The sequence below is a fragment of the Pseudomonas sp. RL_105y_Pfl2_101 genome, assembly GCF_963970585.1.
In the GTDB taxonomy this organism is placed as follows: domain Bacteria; phylum Pseudomonadota; class Gammaproteobacteria; order Pseudomonadales; family Pseudomonadaceae; genus Aquipseudomonas.
Window position 1 is genome coordinate 42,490 of the sequence record NZ_CAXAPG010000022.1, and the last position, 22,322, is coordinate 64,811.

18 protein-coding genes are annotated in these 22,322 nt (G+C 60.4%); 14 read left to right on the forward strand and 4 right to left on the reverse strand.

From position 1 onward, the window contains the following. The first annotated feature begins 16 nt into the window (after positions 1-16). From AACY31_RS20420 to fabI, 7 genes are all read left to right on the forward strand, one after another. A complete protein-coding gene (locus tag AACY31_RS20420) occupies positions 17-1,465 on the forward strand; it encodes a transglycosylase SLT domain-containing protein (protein ID WP_339478854.1) in 1,449 nt (482 codons plus the stop codon). Positions 1,466-1,675: 210 nt separating this feature from the next. After that, the gene (locus AACY31_RS20425) at positions 1,676-3,508 is read left to right on the forward strand and encodes an extracellular solute-binding protein (RefSeq protein WP_445261571.1); all 1,833 of its coding nucleotides are present in this window, start codon (positions 1,676-1,678) and stop codon (positions 3,506-3,508) included. After that, positions 3,505-5,358, forward strand: a complete 1,854-nt coding sequence (locus tag AACY31_RS20430) for an extracellular solute-binding protein (protein ID WP_339478853.1) — start codon at positions 3,505-3,507, stop codon at positions 5,356-5,358. Before AACY31_RS20425 ends, AACY31_RS20430 begins: the two co-directional genes overlap by 4 nt. 4 nt (positions 5,359-5,362) lie before the next feature. Beyond that, the gene (locus AACY31_RS20435; RefSeq protein ID WP_339492161.1) at positions 5,363-6,436 is read left to right on the forward strand and encodes a microcin C ABC transporter permease YejB; all 1,074 of its coding nucleotides are present in this window, start codon (positions 5,363-5,365) and stop codon (positions 6,434-6,436) included. 1 nt (position 6,437) lies between these two features. Continuing rightward, the gene (locus AACY31_RS20440) at positions 6,438-7,457 is read left to right on the forward strand and encodes an ABC transporter permease (RefSeq protein WP_339478848.1); all 1,020 of its coding nucleotides are present in this window, start codon (positions 6,438-6,440) and stop codon (positions 7,455-7,457) included. A 1-nt stretch (position 7,458) separates the two neighbouring features. Next, positions 7,459-9,069 carry an ABC transporter ATP-binding protein gene (locus AACY31_RS20445; RefSeq protein WP_339478846.1) on the forward strand — a complete coding sequence of 537 codons (1,611 nt, stop codon included), beginning with the start codon at positions 7,459-7,461 and terminating at the stop codon, positions 9,067-9,069. A 19-nt stretch (positions 9,070-9,088) separates the two neighbouring features. After that, on the forward strand, positions 9,089-9,883 hold the full coding sequence (gene fabI / locus AACY31_RS20450; RefSeq protein ID WP_003202751.1) for an enoyl-ACP reductase FabI: 795 nt from the start codon (positions 9,089-9,091) through the stop codon (positions 9,881-9,883). A gap of 102 nt (positions 9,884-9,985) precedes the next feature. On the opposite strand, the gene AACY31_RS20455 is transcribed toward fabI, so the two are convergent. Continuing rightward, positions 9,986-10,948 (reverse strand): GGDEF domain-containing protein, encoded by a 963-nt coding sequence (locus AACY31_RS20455; RefSeq protein ID WP_339478844.1) that lies wholly within the window; start codon positions 10,946-10,948, stop codon positions 9,986-9,988. 138 nt (positions 10,949-11,086) lie between these two features. Here AACY31_RS20455 and AACY31_RS20460 point away from each other — a divergent pair, with 138 nt between their 5' ends. Further along, positions 11,087-11,911, forward strand: a complete 825-nt coding sequence (locus AACY31_RS20460; protein ID WP_339478842.1) for a helix-turn-helix transcriptional regulator — start codon at positions 11,087-11,089, stop codon at positions 11,909-11,911. A gap of 177 nt (positions 11,912-12,088) precedes the next feature. Here AACY31_RS20460 and AACY31_RS20465 read toward each other — a convergent pair whose 3' ends face one another. Next, positions 12,089-12,676, reverse strand: coding sequence for a LysE family translocator (locus tag AACY31_RS20465; RefSeq protein WP_339478840.1), 588 nt, complete (start codon positions 12,674-12,676; stop codon positions 12,089-12,091). A gap of 176 nt (positions 12,677-12,852) precedes the next feature. Between AACY31_RS20465 and AACY31_RS20470 the strand changes: the two genes are divergently transcribed. The 4 genes from AACY31_RS20470 to AACY31_RS20485 all read left to right on the forward strand — a co-directional run bounded on the left by AACY31_RS20470 (position 12,853) and on the right by AACY31_RS20485 (position 16,803). Beyond that, positions 12,853-14,307 carry a TrkH family potassium uptake protein gene (locus tag AACY31_RS20470; RefSeq protein ID WP_339478903.1) on the forward strand — a complete coding sequence of 485 codons (1,455 nt, stop codon included), beginning with the start codon at positions 12,853-12,855 and terminating at the stop codon, positions 14,305-14,307. A gap of 178 nt (positions 14,308-14,485) precedes the next feature. Beyond that, the gene (locus AACY31_RS20475; RefSeq protein WP_339492159.1) at positions 14,486-15,568 is read left to right on the forward strand and encodes a bifunctional transcriptional activator/DNA repair enzyme AdaA; all 1,083 of its coding nucleotides are present in this window, start codon (positions 14,486-14,488) and stop codon (positions 15,566-15,568) included. Positions 15,569-15,591: 23 nt separating this feature from the next. Further along, positions 15,592-16,206, forward strand: a complete 615-nt coding sequence (locus tag AACY31_RS20480) for a DNA-3-methyladenine glycosylase family protein (protein ID WP_339478836.1) — start codon at positions 15,592-15,594, stop codon at positions 16,204-16,206. Between the two features lie 108 nt (positions 16,207-16,314). Beyond that, positions 16,315-16,803 (forward strand): GFA family protein, encoded by a 489-nt coding sequence (locus AACY31_RS20485; RefSeq protein ID WP_339478834.1) that lies wholly within the window; start codon positions 16,315-16,317, stop codon positions 16,801-16,803. Positions 16,804-16,938: 135 nt separating this feature from the next. Here AACY31_RS20485 and AACY31_RS20490 read toward each other — a convergent pair whose 3' ends face one another. Continuing rightward, complete coding sequence (locus AACY31_RS20490) at positions 16,939-17,559, reverse strand: tRNA-(ms[2]io[6]A)-hydroxylase (RefSeq protein ID WP_339478832.1); 621 nt, start codon at positions 17,557-17,559, stop codon at positions 16,939-16,941. A 178-nt stretch (positions 17,560-17,737) separates the two neighbouring features. Between AACY31_RS20490 and AACY31_RS20495 the strand changes: the two genes are divergently transcribed. Next, positions 17,738-18,601, forward strand: coding sequence for a universal stress protein (locus AACY31_RS20495; RefSeq protein ID WP_339478830.1), 864 nt, complete (start codon positions 17,738-17,740; stop codon positions 18,599-18,601). Between the two features lie 80 nt (positions 18,602-18,681). Here AACY31_RS20495 and AACY31_RS20500 read toward each other — a convergent pair whose 3' ends face one another. Beyond that, positions 18,682-19,152, reverse strand: coding sequence for a DUF1289 domain-containing protein (locus AACY31_RS20500; protein WP_092165341.1), 471 nt, complete (start codon positions 19,150-19,152; stop codon positions 18,682-18,684). A 408-nt stretch (positions 19,153-19,560) separates the two neighbouring features. On the opposite strand from AACY31_RS20500, the gene acnB reads away from it, so the two are divergent. After that, complete coding sequence (gene acnB, locus AACY31_RS20505; RefSeq protein ID WP_339478902.1) at positions 19,561-22,170, forward strand: bifunctional aconitate hydratase 2/2-methylisocitrate dehydratase; 2,610 nt, start codon at positions 19,561-19,563, stop codon at positions 22,168-22,170. Positions 22,171-22,322: the final 152 nt, after the last annotated feature.

Genomic DNA, 22,322 nt, shown 5'->3' on the forward strand with positions numbered 1-22,322 from the left:
AACTTACTTCCAGCCAATGTCGTCATCTATACGTAAGTCCGTCCAGTCAGACACTTTGACTCGCCTGGCTCAAGCCATTGCGGTGGCTGTGTCCGCCACATTGGCGGGCTGCCAGAGCACGAGCCAACTGCCGCAGACCGACGCGGCGCACACACCGAATGTCGCCGCTCGCGCCAAACAGAAGCCGGTAAGGCTCACTGAGAAACCCAGCCCTCAAGTACCTCAGGACGTTTGGGAGCGCATGCGCCAGGGCTTCCAACTGCAGGAAACGGCCGGCGTCAACCCGCGTATCGAGCAACAGCGCCTGTGGTTCGCCAGCAACCCCTCCTTCCTGGAGAACGCCGGCGAGCGCGGTAGCCTGTACATCCATTACATCGTCGAACGCCTCGACGAGCGCAACATGCCGCTGGAACTGGCGCTGCTGCCGGTGATCGAGAGTGCCTACAACCCCATGGCCTATTCCCGGGCCAAGGCAATGGGGCTGTGGCAATTCATCCCGTCCACGGGGCGTTACTTCAACCTGCGCCAGACCCGCTTCTATGACGGGCGTCGCGACATCACCGCCTCCACCACGGCGGCCTTGGATTACCTCACGCGCCTGCACGACATGTTCAACGGCGACTGGTTACTGGCGCTGGCAGCCTATAACGCCGGCGAAGGTACGGTCAGCCGCGCCATCGAGCGCAACGAGAAGCTTGGCCTGCCCACCGACTACTGGAACCTGCCGCTGCCCAGCGAGACCCAGGCCTATGTGCCGAAGTTGCTGGCGCTGTCCCAGGTGGTGCTCTCGCCCGATGCCTATGGCGTGAACCTCAACCCGATCGCCAATGAGCCCTATTTCCAGGTCGTCGAGATCAACCAGCGTATGGACCTGTCCAAGGTCGCGGCGGTGGCCGATATCGACGAAGACGAGCTGTTCCAGCTCAACCCGGCGTTCAAGCAGCGCACCACCATCGACGGCCCCCAGCACCTGCTGGTGCCAACGGCCAAGGCCCAGTTGCTGACCGCCAGCCTGTCGACCATGCGCCCGGAAGAACTGATCAGCCAGCGCTCGCTCAAGGCGGTTTTTGAATCGGCCAACGACAGCAACGTGGCAGGTGCAAGGCGCACCTATCGCGTCAAGCGCGGCGACAACCTCGGCCAGATCGCCAAGGCCAACAACGTCCAGATCAAAGACCTGCAGCGCTGGAACAAACTGAGCGGTAGCAAGCTCAAGATCGGCCAGACCCTGGTGATGCGAGACGCCAAGGGCAGCAAGGCCACCAGCAAGCGCATCAGAACGGTGGTGGCCGCCAACAGCAAGAACCAGAAGAAGCAGACCCAATACAAGGTCAAGCGAGGTGATTCGTTGTACGTCGTCGCCAAGCGCTTCAACGTGGAAATGCAGCACCTCAAGCGCTGGAACCCGCGGATGGGCAAGGCTCTCAAGCCTGGGCAGATGCTGACGGTCTATTCCCCGCATTGACACCGGGGCACCTGTAACTAGGGACTGGGTTGTTGTAGGAGCTGGCGAAGCCTGCGATCTTTTGATCTTTCGCTTGATATTTAAGTGTCTGGGGAAAGATCGCAGCCTCGCTGCGCTCGACAGCTCCTACAACCCCGCCTTTTTCCTGCCGATACAAGCTGTTACTGTACAGGCCATAAAAGCCCAAGCCGCCTGGATCGGATCTCAGACTTGATACGTCCCCTCCTCTTGCTCCTGATCAGCCTGGCCTTGAGCTCTCCCGCCAGCGCAACCATCAGCGAAAGCCATGGCTATGCGCAGTTTGGCACGCTCAAGTACCCGGCCAGATTCACCCACTTCGACTGGGTCAACCCGCAAGCGCCCAAGGGCGGTGTCTTGCGAGTCATGGCATTCGGCACCTTCGATACGCTCAATCCCTACACGCTCAAGGGCAGCAGCCCGGTTTCCACGCCCAATTTCCTGCAGTACGGCATCAATGAGCTGAACGAACCACTGATGGTCGGCACTGGTCAGTACGCACCGTCCGGTGATGAGCCGACATCGAGCTACGGCCTGATCGCCCGGTCGGTGGAATACAGCGAAGACCGTAGCTGGGTCGTGTTCAACCTGCGACCCGAAGCGCGGTTTCACGATGGCGTGCCCATCACCGCCTATGACGTGGCGTTCTCCTACAGGACGCTGCTCAAGGACGGCCACCCGCAATACCGCACCAACCTGCAGGAAGTGCTGCGAGTCGACATCCTCAACCCGCTGAAAATCCGCTTTGTCTTCAAGCGCGCGGGCAATCCGCTGCTGATTTTGCGCCTGGGTGAACTGCCGGTGTTGCCCCAGCATTACTGGAAAGACCGCGATTTCAAGGCGACGACCTTCGAGCCGCCCCTGGGCAGCGGGCCGTATCGCATTACCAAAGTACAACCAGGCCGCCAGCTAGTGTTCGAACGGGTCAAGGATTACTGGGGCAAGGATCTGCCGGTCAATCTAGGCAAGTACAACTACGACCGCATGGACGTGGAGTTCTACCGTGACAGCGAAGTCGCCTTCGAAGCCTTCAAGGCTGGCGAGTTCGATATCTACATCGAACACCAAGCCAAGAACTGGGCCAACGGCTATCAATTCCCGGCGGTCAACCGGGGCGATGTCATCAAGGCGCAAATCCCCCACCAGATTCCGACCCAGACCCAAGGCCTGTTCATGAACACCCGGCGCAGCACGTTTGCCGAGGTCAAGGTACGTGAAGCCCTGGGGCTGATGTTCGATTTCGAGTGGACCAACCGCACCCTGTTCAGCGGCGCCTACAAGCGCACCCTCAGTTACTACCCCAACAGCGAATTCTCCGCCATCGGCCTGCCGGTGGGCCATGAATGGCTGCTGCTCAAGCCGTACCGGGAACAACTGCCGCCCAAACTGCTCACTAACCCCTTCAGCTTGCCCAAGACCGACGGTCGCGGCATCCCCCGGGAAACCTTGCGCAAGGCCCTGGGTCTCTTGAAGGAGGCCGGCTGGAGCCATAACGGTCAGCGCCTGCTCAATGCCGACCGCCAGCCCCTGAGTTTCGAAATCCTGCTGGTGAACCCGAACCTGGAGCGCATCCTGCAGCCCTACGTCGAAAACCTCGCCAGCATCGGCATCCAGGCCCGGTTGCGCACGGTGGACCGGGCCCAGTACAAGCAGCGCCTGGACCAGTTCGATTTCGACATGATCCTGCTGACCTTGGGCCAGACCCTCAGCCCGGGCCTTGAGCAATGGCAGTACTTCCATTCCAGCCAGGCCGGGGTCAAGGGCAGCAAGAACTACGCCGGGATCACCAACCCTATCGTCGACCACCTGCTGGAAAAACTGCTCGCCGCCCAGACCCGCGACGAACAGGTCGCCGCTGGCAAAGCCTTGGATCGCGTGCTGCTGTGGCAGCATTACTGCATCCCCAACTGGTATCTCAATTATCATCGCCTGGCGTACCGCAACCGGTTCGCCTTCGTCACCACGCCGCCCTATACCCTGGGCCTGAGCGCATGGTGGCTGAAATCTTCGGAGAAAGATCAATGAAGCCTCTACGTGCCCTGCTCCTGCAGGCCAGCAGCCTGTTATTCGCCGGGTTGGCCTGCGCCGCGCCACAGCACGCCTTGACCTTGTACAACGAACCGCCCAAATACCCGGCGAACTTCAAGCATTTCGACTACGTCAACCCGCACGCGCCCAAAGGCGGGATCTTCCGCGAAGGCGGTTTTGGGGGCTTCGACAGCCTCAACCCGTTCATCAGCAAAGGGGTGCCGGCCCATGACATCCGCCTGATCTACGACACCCTGACCAAGCATGGCCTGGACGAACCGTTCACCGAATATGGCCTGATCGCCGAGAAAATCGAGAAAGCCCCGGACAATGCCTGGGTGCGCTTCTACCTGCGCCCCGAAGCCCGTTTCAACGACGGCCACCCGGTACACGCAGAGGACGTGGTCTTCAGCTTCCAGACCCTGACCAAGGACGGCGCGCCGATGTTTCGCGGCTATTACAACGACGTCGCCGACGTCATCGCCGAAGACCCGCTCAAGGTTCTGTTCAAGTTCAAGCACTCCAATAATCGCGAATTGCCGTTGATCCTCGGCCAACTGCCGGTGTTGCCGAAACACTGGTGGGCCGAGCGCGACTTCAGCAAGGGCAACCTGGAGATCCCCCTGGGCAGCGGCCCCTACCAGGTCGCAAAAGTGAAAGCCGGACGCTCGATCCGCTATGAGCGGGTGAAGGACTACTGGGGCAAGAACCTACCGGTCAATCGCGGCTTCTACAATTTCGACGTACTGGTTACCGACTACTACCGCGACAACACCGTCGCGGTCGAGGCCTTGAAAGCCGGGCAGTTCGATTTCTGGTTAGAAATGACCGCCAAGAACTGGGCCAACGCCTACAACATCCCGGCCGTGAGCGAAGGCCGGCTGATCAAGGAACAGATCCCCCACGGCAACCCAACCGGCATGCAGGGTTTTATCTACAACCTGCGCCGGCCGATCTTCCAGGACGTACGGGTGCGCAAGGCCCTGAGCCTGCTGCTGGACTTCGAATGGACCAACAGGCAACTGTTCAACGGCGCCTACACCCGCACTCGCAGCTATTTCGAGAATTCCGAAATGGCCGCCACCGGACTGCCCGGCGCAGACGAGTTGAAGATTCTCGAGCCCCTGCGCGGCAAGATTCCCGAGCAGGTCTTCACCGAGGCGTTCCAGCCTTCGGTGTGTGACGGCAGCGGCATGATCCGCAACCAGCAGCGCAAGGCTTACCAACTGTTGCAAGAAGCGGGCTGGCGCATCGTCGACGACAAAATGGTCGATGCCCAAGGCAACCCGGTGGTGCTGGAGTTCCTGCTAGCCCAGACCGAGTTCGAACGGGTGTTACTGCCGTTCAAGCGTAACCTGAGCGACCTGGGCATAGAGCTGGTAATCCGCCGCGTGGACGTGTCCCAGTACATCAATCGCGTGCGCTCCCGGGACTTCGACCTGGTGGTGAGCAGCTTCCCGCAATCCAGTTCACCGGGTAGCGAACAGCGCGAGTTCTGGATGTCCGCCGCCGCCGATAATCCCGGCAGCCGCAATACCATAGGCCTTAAGGACCCAGCAGTGGACCAGTTGGTGGAGCAACTGATCAACGCCGACTCGCGCCAGAGCCTGGTGACCCACGCCCGTGCGCTGGATCGGGTTTTGCAATGGGGCTACTACGTGATCCCGAACTGGCACATCAAGACCTGGCGCGTGGCCTACTGGAACCATATCGGCCACCCGAAAATCACGCCGACCTATGACATCGGCACCACCACCTGGTGGGTCAAGCCGGAGGTCAAACCGGCCGATGAAGTAGAAAAGCAGGTCATCGAGCAGCAAATCGCCGCCCCTGCGAGCGTGGAGTAACGCAATGCTGGCTTATATTTTTCGGCGCCTGCTGCTGATCATCCCGACCCTGTTCGGCATTCTGCTGATCAACTTCGTCATCATCCAGGCCGCGCCCGGCGGGCCAGTGGAACAGATGATCGCCAAGCTCGAGGGCTTCGAAGGCGCCACCAGCCGCATTGCCGGTGGCGGTGCCGAAGTGGCGGTGGCCGGCTCCTCCTACCGCGGCGCCCAGGGCCTGGACCCGGCACTGATCAAGGAAATCGAGCACATGTACGGCTTCGACAAGTCGGCCCCCGAACGCCTGTGGATCATGATCAAGAACTACGCCCACCTGGACTTCGGTGACAGTTTCTTCCGCGATGCCAAGGTCATCGACCTGATCAAGGAGAAGATGCCGGTGTCCATCTCCCTCGGGTTGTGGAGCACGCTGATCATGTACCTGGTATCGATCCCACTGGGGATCGCCAAGGCCACGCGGCACGGCAGCCATTTCGACGTTTGGACCAGTTCGGCAATCATCGTTGGCTACGCGATCCCGTCCTTCCTGTTCGCCATCCTGCTGATCGTGGTGTTTGCCGGCGGCAGTTATTTCGACTGGTTCCCGCTACGCGGGCTGACCTCCAACAACTTCGACGAATTGAGCATGGGCGGCAAGATCCTCGATTACTTCTGGCACCTGGCCTTGCCCGTGACCGCCCTGGTAATCGGTAACTTCGCCACCATGACCCTGCTGACCAAGAACAGCTTCCTCGACGAAATCAACAAGCAATACGTGGTCACCGCCAAGGCCAAAGGCCTGACCCGCCATCGGGTGCTCTACGGCCACGTATTCCGCAACGCCATGCTGCTGGTGATCGCCGGTTTCCCTTCGGCATTCATCGGGATCTTCTTTACCGGTTCCCTGCTGGTGGAAGTAATTTTTTCCCTCGACGGCCTGGGCCTGATGAGTTTCGAAGCGGCCATCAACCGCGACTACCCGGTGGTATTCGGCACGCTGTTCATCTTCACCTTGCTGGGACTGGTGGTGAAGCTGATCGGCGATTTGACCTACACCTTTGTCGATCCGCGCATCGACTTCGAAAGCCGGGAGCGTTGAGATGAACCTGTCCCCTCTCAATCGCCGCCGCTTCGAACTGTTCAAGGCCAACAAACGCGGATGGTGGTCGCTGTGGCTGTTCCTGATCCTGTTCGGACTGAGCCTGGGCGCCGAGTTGGTCGCCAACGACAAGCCGCTGGTGGTGCATTACGACGACGGCTGGTACTTCCCGGCCCTCAAGCGCTACCCGGAAACCACGTTCGGCGGCGAGTTCCCCCTGGAAGCCAACTACAAGAGCCCCTATATCCGCGAACTGCTGGCGGCCAAGGACGCCTGGGTGCTGTGGGCACCGATTCCGTTCAGCTACCAGAGCATCAACTACGACCTGAAGGTCCCGGCCCCGGCGCCGCCCTCTTCCGTGAACTGGCTGGGCACTGACGACCAGGGGCGCGATGTCCTGGCCCGGGTCATCTATGGCTTCCGCATCTCGGTACTGTTTGCCCTGACGCTGACCGTGCTCAGCTCGATCATCGGCGTGAGCGCCGGCGCCCTGCAGGGCTTCTATGGCGGCTGGGTGGACCTGGCCGGCCAACGCTTCCTGGAAATCTGGTCCGGGTTGCCGGTGCTGTATCTGCTGATCATCCTGGCCAGTTTCGTCCAGCCCAACTTCTGGTGGTTGCTGGGCATCATGCTGCTGTTTTCCTGGATGAGCCTGGTGGACGTGGTCCGCGCCGAGTTCCTGCGCGGGCGCAACCTGGAATACGTGCGCGCGGCGCGGGCGCTGGGCATGCAGAACGGCGCGATCATGTTCCGCCACATCCTGCCCAACGCCATGGTCTCGACCATGACGTTCATGCCGTTCATTCTCACTGGCGCCATCGGCACCCTCACCGCCCTGGATTTCCTCGGCTTCGGCCTGCCGCCGGGCGCACCGTCTCTGGGCGAGTTGGTGGCCCAAGGCAAATCCAACCTCCAAGCGCCGTGGCTGGGCATCAGCGCGTTCGCCGTGCTGGCCCTGATGCTGAGTTTGTTGGTGTTCATCGGCGAGTCCGCTCGCGATGCCTTCGATCCGAGGAAGTGAAATGAACCAGGACAATCTGATCGAAGTGCGCGACCTGGCGGTGGAGTTCATTGTCGGCGAACGCCGCCAGCGCGTAGTCGAGGGCGTCAGCTTCAATATCCAGCGCGGCGAAACCCTGGCCCTGGTGGGCGAGAGCGGCTCGGGCAAATCAGTCACCGCCCATTCGATCCTGCGCTTGCTGCCCTACCCCCTGGCTCATCACCCCACTGGGACCGTCCAGTACGCCGGCCAGAATTTGCTGGGATTGAAGGAAAAAACCATCCGTCATATCCGCGGCAACCGGATCGCGATGATCTTCCAGGAACCAATGACGTCCCTCAACCCCCTGCACTCCATTGAAAAACAGATCAATGAAGTGCTCGGCCTCCACAAGGGCCTGAGTGGCAAGGTCGCGACCCGCCGGACCCTTGAGTTGCTGGAGCTGGTCGGCATTCCCGAGCCCCACAAACGCCTCAAGGCCCTGCCCCACGAGCTGTCCGGCGGCCAGCGCCAGCGGGTAATGATCGCCATGGCCCTGGCCAACGAGCCGGAACTGCTGATCGCCGACGAGCCGACCACCGCGCTGGACGTCACGGTCCAGCTGAAAATCCTCCAATTGCTCAAGCAATTGCAGGCGCGATTGGGCATGTCGCTGCTGCTGATCAGCCACGATTTGAACCTGGTGCGAAGAATTGCGCATCGCGTATGTGTCATGCAGCGCGGTTGCATCGTCGAACAGGCATCGTGCGAAGAGTTGTTCCGCGCACCGCAGCATCCGTACACTCGGGAACTGTTGGGCGCCGAACCCAGCGGCACCCCGGCGAGCAACGTCGTCGGCCCGCCGCTGTTGCAGGTCGAGGACCTGAAAGTCTGGTTCCCGATCAAGAAAGGCCTGTTCAAACGCACGGTAGACTACATCAAGGCCGTGGACGGTATCCGCTTCAGCCTGCCCCAGGGCCAGACCCTGGGCATCGTCGGCGAAAGCGGTTCCGGCAAATCCACCCTGGGGCTGGCAATCCTGCGGTTGATCGGCAGCCAGGGCGCGATCCGCTTCAAAGGCAAGCAGCTCGACAGCCTGACGCAGCAACAGGTCCGGCCGCTACGCCGGGAGATGCAAGTGGTGTTTCAGGACCCGTTTGGCAGCCTGAGCCCACGGATGTGTGTAAGCCAGATCGTCGGCGAAGGCCTGCGGATCCACAAGATCGGCACCGAAGCCGAACAGGAACAAGCGATAATCGCGGCATTGACGGAGGTAGGCCTGGACCCGGAAACCCGGAACCGCTACCCCCATGAATTTTCCGGAGGGCAACGGCAGCGTATCGCCATTGCCCGGGCCCTGGTGCTCAAGCCGGCGTTGATTCTGCTGGATGAACCAACGTCGGCCCTGGACCGCACCGTGCAACGCCAAGTGGTGGAGCTGTTGCGGTCGTTGCAAACCAAGTACAACCTGACGTACCTGTTTATCAGCCATGACCTGGCTGTCGTCAAAGCGCTGAGCCACCAGTTGATGGTGGTCAAGCATGGCCAAGTGGTCGAACAAGGTGATGCCCGCAGCATATTCGCCGCGCCGCAGCACCCCTATACACAGCAGTTGCTGGAGGCCGCCTTCCTGGCCCCAACAACTGCCGAATAACCTGAAAGAGGAGCAACACATGGGTTTTCTCGCCGGTAAGCGCGTACTGATCGTCGGTGTCGCCAGCAAGCTGTCCATCGCATCCGGCATCGCCGCCGCCATGCATCGCGAGGGCGCTGAGCTTGCCTTCACTTATCAGAACGACAAACTCAAGGGTCGTGTCGAAGAGTTCGCACAAGGCTGGGGTTCGAGCCCTGAGCTGTGCTTCCCGTGCGACGTGGCCAGCGATGAAGAAATCGCCAAGGTTTTCGAAGAACTGAGCAAGAAGTGGGACGGCCTGGACTGCATCGTGCACTCCGTGGGCTTCGCCCCGGGCGACCAACTGGACGGCGACTTCACCGAAGCCACCACGCGTGAAGGCTTCCGCATTGCCCACGATATCAGCGCCTACAGCTTCGTGGCCCTGGCCAAGGCCGGTCGCGAAATGATGAAAGGCCGCAACGGCAGCCTGCTGACCCTGTCGTACCTGGGCGCCGAGCGCACCATGCCGAACTACAACGTCATGGGCATGGCCAAGGCTTCCCTGGAAGCGGGCGTCCGTTACCTGGCCGGCTCCCTAGGCCCGGACGGCACCCGCGTCAACTGCGTATCGGCCGGCCCCATCCGCACCCTGGCCGCTTCCGGCATCAAGAACTTCCGCAAGATGCTGGCCGCCAACGAAGCGCAAACGCCGCTGCGTCGCAACGTCACCATCGAAGAAGTCGGCAACGCCGGCGCCTTCCTGTGCTCGGACCTGGCATCGGGCATCAGCGGTGAAATCATGTACGTGGACGGCGGCTTCAACACCACCGCCATGGGCAACATCGAAGAGTAATCTTCACGTTGCAGCAAAAACGCCGCTTGCCCTGGAAAGGCCAAGCGGCGTTTTTTATTGCCGATTATCTGATTACGCCGTAATACCCTGTGGCAGTCTGTGCTAGCTGCGCAGCGCCTGCTTCTGCTCATACATCGCCGCATCGGCGTCAGCCAGCAGGTTGTCGATCGACTGATGACGCTGGGGGTCGTACTCGATCTGGCCAACGCTGAAACGAATGTCATAGCCGCGCTGCAACATCGCATTTCGCTCATCGAGGATTTCCTTGAGCCGCACCATGATTGCCGCTGTCTCGACATGGGAAGAACCGGTGAGCAAGGCCACGAATTCGTCACCGCCCAGGCGGCCGATCACATCACTTTCGCGAAAGGCGATACGCAGCACATCGGCGAAGGTTTTCAGTGCGCTGTCGCCCTCGGCGTGTCCGTAACGGTCGTTGATCGGTTTGAAGTCGTTGAGATCGAAGAACAGCAACGTCGCCGGTCGCGACAAGCGATCACACACATTCAACGCATGCTGGGCCAACGTCCTGAATCCACGCCGATTGGATAGCAGCGTCAGCTCGTCCATGCTCGCCATCTGCACCGCGACCATTTCCTGCTCGGCCATGCGTGCCAAGTCGCGCAACAGTTCGCGCTCCTCGTCATTGAGCTTGCGCGGCCGGGTATCGAGCAGGCACAACGTGCCGAGCATGCAGCCGTCCTCCAACCCCAGTGGCTGCCCCGCGTAGAAGCGAATGCCAGGCGCGTCCGTGACCAGTGGGTTGTCGTGAAAACGCTCGTCCTGTTCCGCGTCGTAGATCTCCAGAATTTGATCATGCAAAATCGCATGCCCACAGAAGGAAACCTCCCGTGGGGTTTCCCTGGCGTCCAGGCCGGCGCTGGACTTGAACCACTGCCGGTTGGCGTCCACCAACGACACCAGCGCGATGGGCACGTCAAACAGGCGTCGGGCAAGGCGGGTCAGGCGGTCAAACCGTTCTTCGGGCGCGGTATCAAGCAGCTTGAGCGAGTGCAGATTCTTGAGGCGAGCAGCTTCGTCGTCCGGTTTGCGTGGCGCGAGCATCGGGAACTCCATTGGCGGGACTTCATGAAGTCTAGCCCAGGACCCCGGCCCTTTAAACCGAACGGGCTAAATCCGACGGGCATTTGCCGGTCAGGCCTAATACACTGCCACTCAGGTTCAAGACGAGGACGCTGACCGATGAAGCACGCCCCCCATGACGACGCCCCACGCTTCTGGCGCGACGAGGCCCTGCCCTTCATCGAAGCACGGGCCATCGGCGATGGGCGCAAGGTCTGCTATTCGCGCCACTCCCATGACCACTTTTCCATCGGTGCGATCACCGCCGGGCGCAGCACCTACCTTCACGAACGATCGAATTTGCAAGTGGAAAGCGGCACCGTGGTGCTGATGAACCCGGGCGACGTCCACGCCTGCAACCCGATCGACGACCAGCCGTGGTCCTACGTGATGTTGTACGTCGACACCCAATGGCTCAGGGACTTGCAGCGCCGTATCGGCTTTGACGAAAGCCTGGATTTCCAGGGCTTCGCCACCACGCACAGCCGCGACGTGGAGCTGTTTGCTGCATTGGGACGGCTGTATGAGCAACTGGTGGACGAGCGACTCGAGCCTGGCGCCAAGCACGCCGCCGCCGAGGCATTTTTCATTGACCTGCAACAACGGCTTAACCCTGCCGGTCGCCCGGACCGGGGCAGCCATCCAGGCCTGATGCGTGCGGCACAGTTTATCCACGACCATTGCAGCGAAGCCTTGAAGCTGGAAGACATCTGCACCGCCGCGCAGCTGTCGCCGTCCTACCTGAGCCGAGCCTTCAAGCGCCATTACGGGATGACGCCCCACGCTTTCCTGGTCAACCGCCGGATCCAGTTTGCCCGGCGCCAATTGCGCGAAGGCAAGCTGATCGCCGACGTAGCGCTGGACAGCGGGTTTGCCGACCAGGCGCATTTCCAGCGTGCCTTCAAGCAACACCTGGCGGCTACGCCCGGGCAGTATCGCGGTTGAACTTGCTCCCGCCGGGCGCTGTAGGAGCTGGCGAAGCCTGCGATCTTTTGATCTTTTGATCTTTTGATCTTTCGCTTGAGATTCAATTGCCTGGGGAGAGATCGCAGCCTCGTTGCACTCGACAGCTCCTGCATAGCTCCTACACAGTCCCTATACCCAACAGCTAAACGTATTGACTCAAGGCAACAGCAGATACACCGCACTGGCCACCAACAACACCGCCATCGCCCGATTGAACAGGCGCATGGTCGCCGGATTACCCAGCCAGTTGCGTAGAAAACTCCCGGCGTAGGCCCAGCAGCCCACCGAAACGTAGCAGATCACTAGGTAGACCGCCGCAAACTGCCACACCAGCCGCGCCTCGCCATCGGCCACGAATGCACCCATCCCCGCCACGCAGGCCAGCCAGGCCTTGGGGTTGAGCCATTGCATCAGCGCGCCATAAAACATCGACGGCGCCCGCCCTTCGCTCTCGCCGCCCAGGTGCCCGTTATCCATCGCCAGCTTCCAGGCCATGAACAACAGAAACGCCACGCCGCCCAGTTGCACCACCCGTGTGAGGCCAGGCCAGCGTTGCAACATTTCATGCAACCCCAGCCCCATCAGCACCAGCAGCAAGACAAACCCCAAGGTTGCACCGCCCACATGGCGCAACGTCGCACGAAAACCGTACCGCGCCCCGGAGCTGAGGGCGACGATATTGACCGGGCCGGGTGTAATGGAAGCCACCAAAGCAAAAATGGCCATGGAAAGTATCAAGCTCATTACATATCTTCTTCGTTTCAGGAAAGGGCCTCCAAAATAATGGGGCCGGCGCTGGCGGTATTGAAGAAAACTGCCTTGTCGTCTAGCGTGACCGCTCACTTTTTTTACGCAAACTTTACGCGGTAGGCGATTGCCCCCAATCGATACTGTGGGGCTTATTGAATCAGGCGTTTCTCATGTCCATTGCGGTTCTGCGTCTCATCGGTTTTATCCTCGGCATTTTCCTGATTACCCTGGCGGTCAGCATGGCGATTCCGCTGCTCACGCTGATGCTGTACGAGCGCAACGATGATTTGTCGGCGTTTCTCTGGTCGAGCCTGATCACTTTCGTCTGTGGCGTTGCATTGGTCGCCCGTGGAAGACCGGCACACGCCCAGATGCGCCCCAGAGACATGTACCTGCTGACGACCGCAAGTTGGGTGTTCGTATGCGCTTTCGCCGCGCTGCCCATGGTGTTTATCCGACACATCAGTTACACCGACGCTTTTTTTGAAACGATGTCCGGCATCACCACCACCGGCTCGACCATTTTCAGCGGCCTCGATACCGCATCGCCTGGCCTGCTCATCTGGCGTTCGATGCTTCAATGGCTGGGCGGGATCGGCTTTATCGGCATGGCCGTGGCGATCTTGCCGCTGTTGCGGGTCGGCGGCATGCGGCTGTTCCAGACCGAATCGTCGGACTGGTCGGATAAAGTCACGCCGCGCTCGCACGTCGCGGCAAAATACATATTGTCGATCTACTTGGGGCTGACCGCCCTTTCCACCGCGGCATTGTGGTTGGCCGGGATGACGCCGTTCGAGGCCATCAATCACGCCATGACGCTGATCTCCACGGGCGGCTTCTCTACCTCCGATGCCTCTTTGGCTCACTGGACACAACCGGCCATTCATTGGGTCGCCGTGGTCATCATGATTTTCGGCGGGATGCCCTTTGCGCTGTATGTTTCCACGTTGCGCGGCAACAGGCGCGCTCTGATCAAGGATCACCAGGTTCAGGGGTTCATCGCTTTTCTGGTCTTCGTCTGGCTCGCGGCAGGCACCTGGCTGAGCCTCAACAGTGACTTCACCTGGCTCGATGCGGTACGGACCGTAGCCGTCAACGTCACCTCGGTGGTCACGACCACGGGTGTGGCGCTCGGGGACTACACGTTGTGGGGAAGCTTTGCGGTTTTGCTGTTCTTTTACCTGACCTTCGTCGGCGGCTGTTCCGGATCCACCTCCGGAGGCCTGAAGATCTTTCGATTCCAGGTGGCCAATGCGCTTCTGATGGGCAGCTTGAAACAGCTCATCCATCCTCGCGCGGTGACTCAAAAGAAATACAACAACCATCCTATCGATGAAGAAATCGCCCGCTCACTGCTGACCTTTTCGTTTTTTTTCGCGGTGACCATTGGCGTCATTGCATTGGGGTTGGCGCTGGTCGGCCTGGACTGGACCACAGCACTGTCCGGTGCGGCCACAGCAGTATGCAACGTGGGCCCTGGACTGGGGGATATCATCGGCCCGGCGGGTAACTTCTCGACGTTGCCAGATTCGGCCAAATGGCTGCTGACCATTGGCATGCTGCTGGGTCGGCTGGAAATCCTGACCGTGCTGGTGCTGTTCACGCCGGTGTTCTGGAAGTATTGAACACCTCGAACAGACAAACAAAGAAGCCGCGACGCCATGAACAGGCGTCGCGGCTTCCCTTCAGGTGATAAGACTCAAAGGTTCCGCTTTTGTTCGTGAGCATCCGACCAAGTGAACGGAAAATTCACTGTCGATTTTTCGGTGGAGTCGTTCCGGGCACGGTTCTATGCTCAGGCCCATGAACCTACACGACTCGCTGCTCCCGCCCCATGCCGAGATGGTCCGCGCCATGCTCGAACGAGACACCGCCTACGAGGGGGTGTTCTTCACGGCGGTCAAGACCACCGGTATTTTCTGTCGCCCCAGTTGCACCGCGCGCAAGCCGAAGCCGGAGAACGTGGAGTTCTTCGCCCATGCCGACGAAGCCATGTCGGCCGGCTACCGGGCCTGCCTGCGCTGCAAGCCACTGGACGCTGCCGCCATCGCACCCGACTGGATCCAGACCCTGCTCAAGGCCGTCGACACCGAACCCGACCTGCGCTGGACCGACGCCCTGCTATTGGAGCAAGGCATCGAGCCGCTGAAACTGCGCCGCTGGTTCAAGCAACATTTCGGCATGACCTTTCACGCCTACCTGCGCAGCCGCCGCCTGGGCATTGCCTTGGGCGGCATCAAGGACGGCAGCTCCATCGACAATGCCGCGTTCGACTCCGGTTATGAGTCATTGAGCGGTTTTCGTGACGCGTTCGTGAAATCCTTCCACATCACCCCGGGCCGTGCAGCCCTCAGCGAACCTTTGTTGTTCACCCGCCTGACCACACCGCTGGGGCCCATGCTGGCCATGGCCGAACGACGAGGCCTGGTGCTGCTGGAATTCCTCGATCGCCCGGCCCTGACCAAGGAGCTGGAAGAGCTGCAGCAACGCTACGGCTACACGGTTGCGCCGGGGCACAACGCTCATTTGCAACAGATCGAAAGCGAACTGGCCGAGTATTTCGCCGGCAAGCTGACAGCGTTCAACGTCCCGTTGCACATGCCCGGCAGCGCCTTCGCCGTACGGGTCTGGGCTGAACTGCAAAAGATTCCCTACGGCGAAACCCGCAGCTACGGCGGCATTGCCACGGCCCTGGGCAGCCCTGGCGCCAGCCGCGCCGTGGGCCTGGCCAACGGGCAGAATCGCTTGGCCATCGTCATTCCCTGCCACCGAGTGATCGGCGCGGATGGCTCGTTGACCGGCTATGGTGGCGGACAGCCGCGCAAGGCGTTTCTGCTGCGCCTGGAAAAAGCTGCGGTGCAGGTTTCGCTGCCCCTGGCGTTTTGAGCGCCCGGGAGAGCGAATACCCGATGCCTGCGCCCTACCACGACGCCAGTGCCTTGCTGGCAAGTCTCGACGAAGACTGGCAACGTCACGTCGAGATGATCGGCCCATGCCTGCTGCAACCCAAGCCGGCCCGCGATCCCTATGAAGCCCTGGTACGGGCAATTGCCTATCAGCAACTGCACGCCAAGGCCGGCGATGCAATTCTCGGTCGACTGCTGGCGTTGTTCCCGACACAGACATTCCCCAGGCCCGGGCAAATTCTGGCAACAGACGTTGCGCAGTTGCGCGGTTGTGGGTTTTCCGCCAGCAAGATCGCGACCATCCAGGGCATCGCCCAGGCGACGCTGGATGGAATCGTGCCGGATTACACCACCGCGTGGGCCATGGACGACGAAGTGTTGATCGAACGCCTGATCAGCTTGCGTGGCGTCGGGCGCTGGACCGTGGAGATGCTGCTGATCTACAGCCTGGAGCGACCGGACATCCTCCCAGCCGATGACTTTGGCGTACGCGAAGGTTATCGACGACTCAAAGGCTTGGCGCAACAGCCCAGCCGCAAGCAGATGGCTGAGATCGGCCTGGCCTGGAGCCCTTATCGGACGGTGGCGGCGTGGTATTTGTGGCGGATGCCCAAGTGATGGAAGCTGTCCCAACGCCTTCGCGAACATGGTCACCCTCAGTTCAACTGTCAAGACGCAGACTGTCTAGGCTGTACTGAGTCATTTCCAATCCCACTGGAGGTTCCCATGCAGCTAGAAGGATCCTGCCACTGCGGCGCGGTGTCGTTCACCCTCGACAGTGCTCACCCCTACCCTTATCAGCGCTGCTACTGCTCGATCTGCCGCAAGACCCAGGGCGGCGGCGGTTTTGCGATCAACCTGGGGGGCGATGCCCAGAGCCTGAAGGTGCGCGGTCGCAAGCACATCTCGATCTATCATGCGCGGCTTAAGGACGAAAGCGATCAACGCTCCCACCGCAGCAGTGCCGAACGGCATTTCTGTTCCTTGTGCGGTTCAGGACTATGGCTGTTCAGCCCCGAATGGCCGGACCTGATTCACCCTTTTGCCTCGGCCATCGATACACCGCTGCCGGTTCCGCCGCAGCACACCCACTTGATGCTCGGCTCCAAGGCGCCGTGGGTGGAAGTCGAGGCGCATAAGGGCGATCAGCAGTTCGAAGTCTATCCCGAGGAATCCATTGCCCAGTGGCATGAACGACTGGGGCTGTCCGTTTAGGAGGCGGCGCTGCAAAAGGCCCTATCGCGAGCAGGCTCGCTCCCACAAGGGATTTCCTATGTACACATTTACTCGTGTTCACTGAAAATCAAATGTGGGAGCGAGCCTGCTCCGGGCGGCGTTCCGACGATGGCGTCAGGCCAAACAACCCAATGTCGTTGGCACACCACTGTGGAACCGAAACTCCACATCCGGTGATTCGATCAGCTCCCGCTCGGCGTCACGGACCTTGTCGATGACCTGGACAATGTCCTTGGCGTCGCCGTACTGATAAGCCAGCTTCAGGTAGCCCTGGAAATGCCGGGCTTCGCTTTTCAGCAAACCGAAATAGAACCTGCCCAGCTCATCATCCAGATGTGGCACCAAGGCCTCGAAACGCTCGCAGCTGCGGGCCTCGATGAAGGCGCCAACCACCAGGGTATCCACCAGCTTGACCGGTTCGTGACTGCGTACCACCTTGCGCAACCCCGAGGCATAACGCCCGGCGGAGAGCTGGCGCAAACCGATCTTGCGCTTTTTCATCAAGCGCATGACCTGCTCGTGATGCACCAGCTCTTCCCGGGCCAGGCGCGACATCAGATTGATCAGGTCGACGTGGGAATGGTATTTGGCGATCAGGCTCAGGGCCGTGCTGGCCGCCTTGAATTCGCAGTTCTTATGGTCGATCAGCAACGTTTCCTGGTCAGCCAACGCGGCCTGGACCCAGGCATCGGGGGTGCGGCAACCAAGGAATTCGTGAATTTCGGGAAGATTCATGGGGCTCACGGGAAAAGGTAGTCGAGCGAAGGGCGCCGATTATACCGGCCTGCCCCCAGACCACCAGCCACCGCCGTTGATATGCATCAAGTCGACGACTCACCCACAGCGACTAGACTGCCCCACAACAACTATAGTTGAACAACGCCAGCCTTTTCATTGCAGGAGAACGCCGATCATGCAAGCCATTCGCAGCATCCTGGTGGTCATTGAGCCCGAACATTCGGAAAGCCTGGCGCTCAAGCGCGCCAAACTGATCGCCGGAGCGACCCAGGCCCACCTGCACCTGCTGGTATGCGACAAAAAGCATGACCATACCGGCCTACTCAGCGTGCTCAAGACCGCACTGCTGGCTGACGGCTACAGCGTCACCACCGAGCAGGCCTGGAACGAAAGTCTCCACGAAACCATCATCGACGTACAGCAGGCTGAAGGTTGTGGGCTAGTGATCAAGCAGCACTTCCCCGATAACCCGCTGAAAAAAGCCCTGCTGACCCCGGCGGACTGGAAGCTGCTACGCCATTGCCCGACCCCGGTGTTGCTGGTGAAAACTGCCGGGGCCTGGAAAGACAAAGTGATCCTGGCCGCCGTCGACGTTGGCAATGCCGACGGCGAGCATCGCCACCTGCACGCCACCATCATCGATCATGGCTATGACATCGCCCTCCTCGCCAAGGCGCACCTGCATGTGATCGCCGCCCACCCCTCGCCGATGCTCTCGTCCGCCGACCCGACGTTCCAGCTCAAAGAAACCATCGAAGCCCGTTACCGCGAACAATGCCGGGCGTTCCAGGCCGAATTCGACATCGATGATCAGCACTTGCATATAGAAGAAGGCCCGGCGGACGTCTTGATTCCGTACACGGCGCACAGGCTACAGGCGGCGGTGACGGTGATCGGCACCGTGGCCCGCTCGGGGTTGTCTGGGGTCCTGATCGGCAACACCGCCGAAGCTGTGCTCGATACGCTGGAAAGCGATGTGCTGGTGCTCAAGCCACAGGAGGTCGAGGACCACCTGGTGGAGTTGGCGGTCAAGGATTGAATATCAAAAAATACCGTAGACTTCGCCAGTGCCTAGGTATGGCGCGATCCTTGTAGGCGCTGCCGAAGGCTGCGATCTTTTCAGCCGCCAATCGCATCCTTCAGGAACCCCGGTGCGATATAGCGCTGGTAATGGGCTTCGGACAGAAGGAAAAACTCCCGATCAATGGCATCGCGCAGGTCCGGCAGTTCCCAGTCGCGAAACTCCGGCATCAGCACCATGCCGTAGGCTTCCAGGTTGTTGATCACCCGCGCCCCCCGGGCGATCAACTGATAGGCCCAGCAATATTCCGACTGGTGCGGCACAAAGCGGATCTTGCGCGACTCCAGTTGCTGGCGCAGCAACCCCGGGTCGAAAACCTCCAACTTGGCCACCATCACCTGCACCAACAGCTGCTCGAGCCGCATCCACACCGCGCGCTTTTCATCCTCGTTGTAACCGTTCCAGTGAATCACTTCATGGTGGAACCGCTTGCAGCCACGGCACACCAGGTCACCGTAGACAGTGGAACAAAGGCCGACGCAGGGGGTCTTGATGAGCTGGTTGGGCATAAGGAAACGCACACGCAAAAGCAGGACAGGCCGGCATGTTAGCCCTTTGTCTAAGATTGATCACCCCTCAAACTTCCAGGCCCAACTTACCTTTAATTTTTTTTTCCCGTAGAATCAGCCAGCCTTTTAAGGCGCCAATGTCCGTTAGAAGCTGTTTTCAAAGCGTCACGAGCACAGTCGTTCCTTCAGAGCGGTGTTGGCGAAGGGTCTTTCCAGCGGGGAAAGCCCAACGCCAACCCTCATCAGCTCCCCGTTCTGCAGGCGTAAAACTTTGAAAGCAGCTTCTGTGAGGAACGTGCGGAAACTCTGGCGTGGTAGCTCAAAAAGCCGCCGACGCGCATGAGTACCGTGGGTTCCTGGATGAGCGTCCCGGACACCCATTTGGGACCACTGATGAGGGTAATAACTGTGCTTGAAGCCTACCGCAAACATATCGAAGAGCGCGCAGCCCTGGGTATCGTTCCCCAGCCGCTTAACGCCGAACAAACCGCAGGCCTGATCGAGCTGCTGAAAAATCCTCCGGCTGGCGAAGAAGCTTTCCTCGTTGACCTGATCACCAATCGTGTTCCGCCTGGAGTCGACGAGGCTGCCTACGTCAAGGCCGGCTTCCTGTCCGCCCTGGCCAAGGGCCAGGTCCAATCCCCTCTGCTGGACAAGAAGCGTGCCGTTGAACTGCTCGGCACCATGCAGGGCGGCTATAACATCGTGACCCTGGTGGATCTGCTGGACGACGCCGAGCTGGCGCCGGTAGCCGCCGAAGAACTCAAGCACACCCTGCTGATGTTCGATGCCTTCCACGACGTGGCTGAAAAAGCCAAGAACGGCAACGCTCACGCCAAAGGCGTGCTGCAATCCTGGGCTGACGGCGAGTGGTTCAAGAAGCGTCCGGTGCTGGCCGACAAGATCAGCCTGCGCGTGTTCAAGGTCACCGGCGAAACCAACACCGACGACCTGTCCCCTGCCCCAGACGCCTGGTCGCGTCCTGACATCCCGCTGCACGCCCTGGCCATGCTGAAAATGGCCCGTGACGGCATCGTTCCGGACGAGCAAGGCAAGACCGGCCCGATGAAGCAGATCGAAGAAATGCGCGGCCAGGGCTTCCCGATCGCCTACGTCGGCGACGTGGTCGGTACCGGTTCCTCGCGTAAATCGGCGACCAACTCGGTGCTGTGGTTCTTCGGCGACGACATTCCTTATGTGCCGAACAAGCGTGCTGGCGGTTTCTGCTTCGGCAGCAAAATCGCTCCGATCTTCTACAACACCATGGAAGATGCCGGCGCACTGCCAATCGAGTTCGACGTTTCGAACATGAACATGGGCGACGTGATCGACCTGTACCCGCATGCCGGCAAAGTCTGCAAGCACGGTACCGACGAAGTCATCACCACTTTCGAAATGAAGACCCCTGTGCTGTTGGACGAAGTCCGTGCCGGCGGTCGTATTCCGCTGATCATTGGCCGTGGCCTGACCGAGAAGGCTCGCGCTGAGCTGGGTCTGCCAGCGTTCGACCTGTTCAAGAAGCCTGAAGCCCCAGTCGAAAGCACCAAGGGTTTCACCCTGGCGCAGAAGATGGTCGGCAAGGCTTGCGGTCTGGCAGAAGGCCAAGGCGTACGTCCTGGTACCTACTGCGAACCGAAAATGACCACCGTGGGTTCCCAGGACACCACTGGTCCCATGACCCGTGACGAACTCAAAGACCTGGCGTGCCTGGGCTTCTCGGCTGACCTGGTGATGCAGTCCTTCTGCCACACCGCAGCCTATCCGAAGCCGATCGACGTCACCACCCACCACACCCTGCCTGACTTCATCATGACCCGCGGCGGCGTTTCCCTGCGTCCGGGCGACGGCATCATCCACTCGTGGCTGAACCGCATGCTGCTGCCAGACACCGTGGGTACCGGTGGCGACTCGCACACCCGTTTCCCGATGGGCATCTCGTTCCCAGCCGGTTCCGGCCTGGTCGCGTTCGCCGCTGCCACCGGCGTCATGCCGTTGGACATGCCAGAATCGATCCTGGTGCGCTTCAAGGGCAAAATGAAACCTGGCATCACCCTGCGTGACCTGGTTCATGCCATTCCGTACTTCGCCATCCAGAACGGTCTGTTGACCGTCGAGAAGAAAGGCAAGAAAAACGCCTTCTCCGGCCGCATCCTGGAAATCGAAGGCCTGGAAGGCTTGACCCTGGAACAGGCTTTCGAATTGTCCGACGCCTCGGCCGAACGTTCGGCTGCCGGTTGCACCATCAAGCTGTCGAAAGAGTCGATCACCGAGTACCTGCAATCCAACGTCACCCTGCTGCGCTGGATGATCGGCGAAGGCTACGGCGATGCACGTACCCTGGAACGTCGCGCTCAAGCGATGGAAGCCTGGATCGCCAACCCGCAACTGATGGAAGCCGATGCCGACGCCGAATACGCCGAAGTCATCGAAATCGACCTGGCCGACATCAGCGAGCCTGTGCTCTGCGCACCGAACGATCCGGACGACGCCCGTCTGCTGTCCAGCGTTGCTGGCGAGAAGATCGACGAAGTGTTCATCGGTTCGTGCATGACCAACATCGGTCACTTCCGCGCTGCCGGTAAACTGCTGGAGCAGGTCAAGGGCCAACTGCCAACTCGCCTGTGGCTGTCGCCGCCGACCAAGATGGACGCACACCAGCTCACCGAAGAAGGCTACTACGGCATCTACGGCAAGGCCGGTGCACGGATGGAAATGCCAGGCTGCTCGCTGTGCATGGGTAACCAGGCACGCGTCGAGCCGAACGCCACCGTGGTGTCGACTTCGACCCGTAACTTCCCGAACCGTCTGGGTGACGGCGCGAACGTCTACCTGGCTTCGGCCGAACTGGCGTCCGTGGCTTCGATCCTGGGTCGCTTGCCGACCGTCGAGGAGTACATGGAATACGCCGGCAAGATCGACAGCATGGCAGCGGACGTGTACCGCTACCTGAGCTTCGACCAGATCGCCGAGTTCCGTGAAGCGGCTGCAAATGCCAACATCCCGGTCGTTCAAGCCTAAAGCTTAAAACGCCCGACTAAAAACGCCGCCCTTCTTGCGAGGGGCGGCGTTTTTTTTATGCTTGTCTATTTGAGGTGAAGTGCCTTTTTTTGGGGGCATATCCGTTGCTGCGGTAACGGCGGCTTAGGGTTCCGCCCTTACAGCGGGTTACT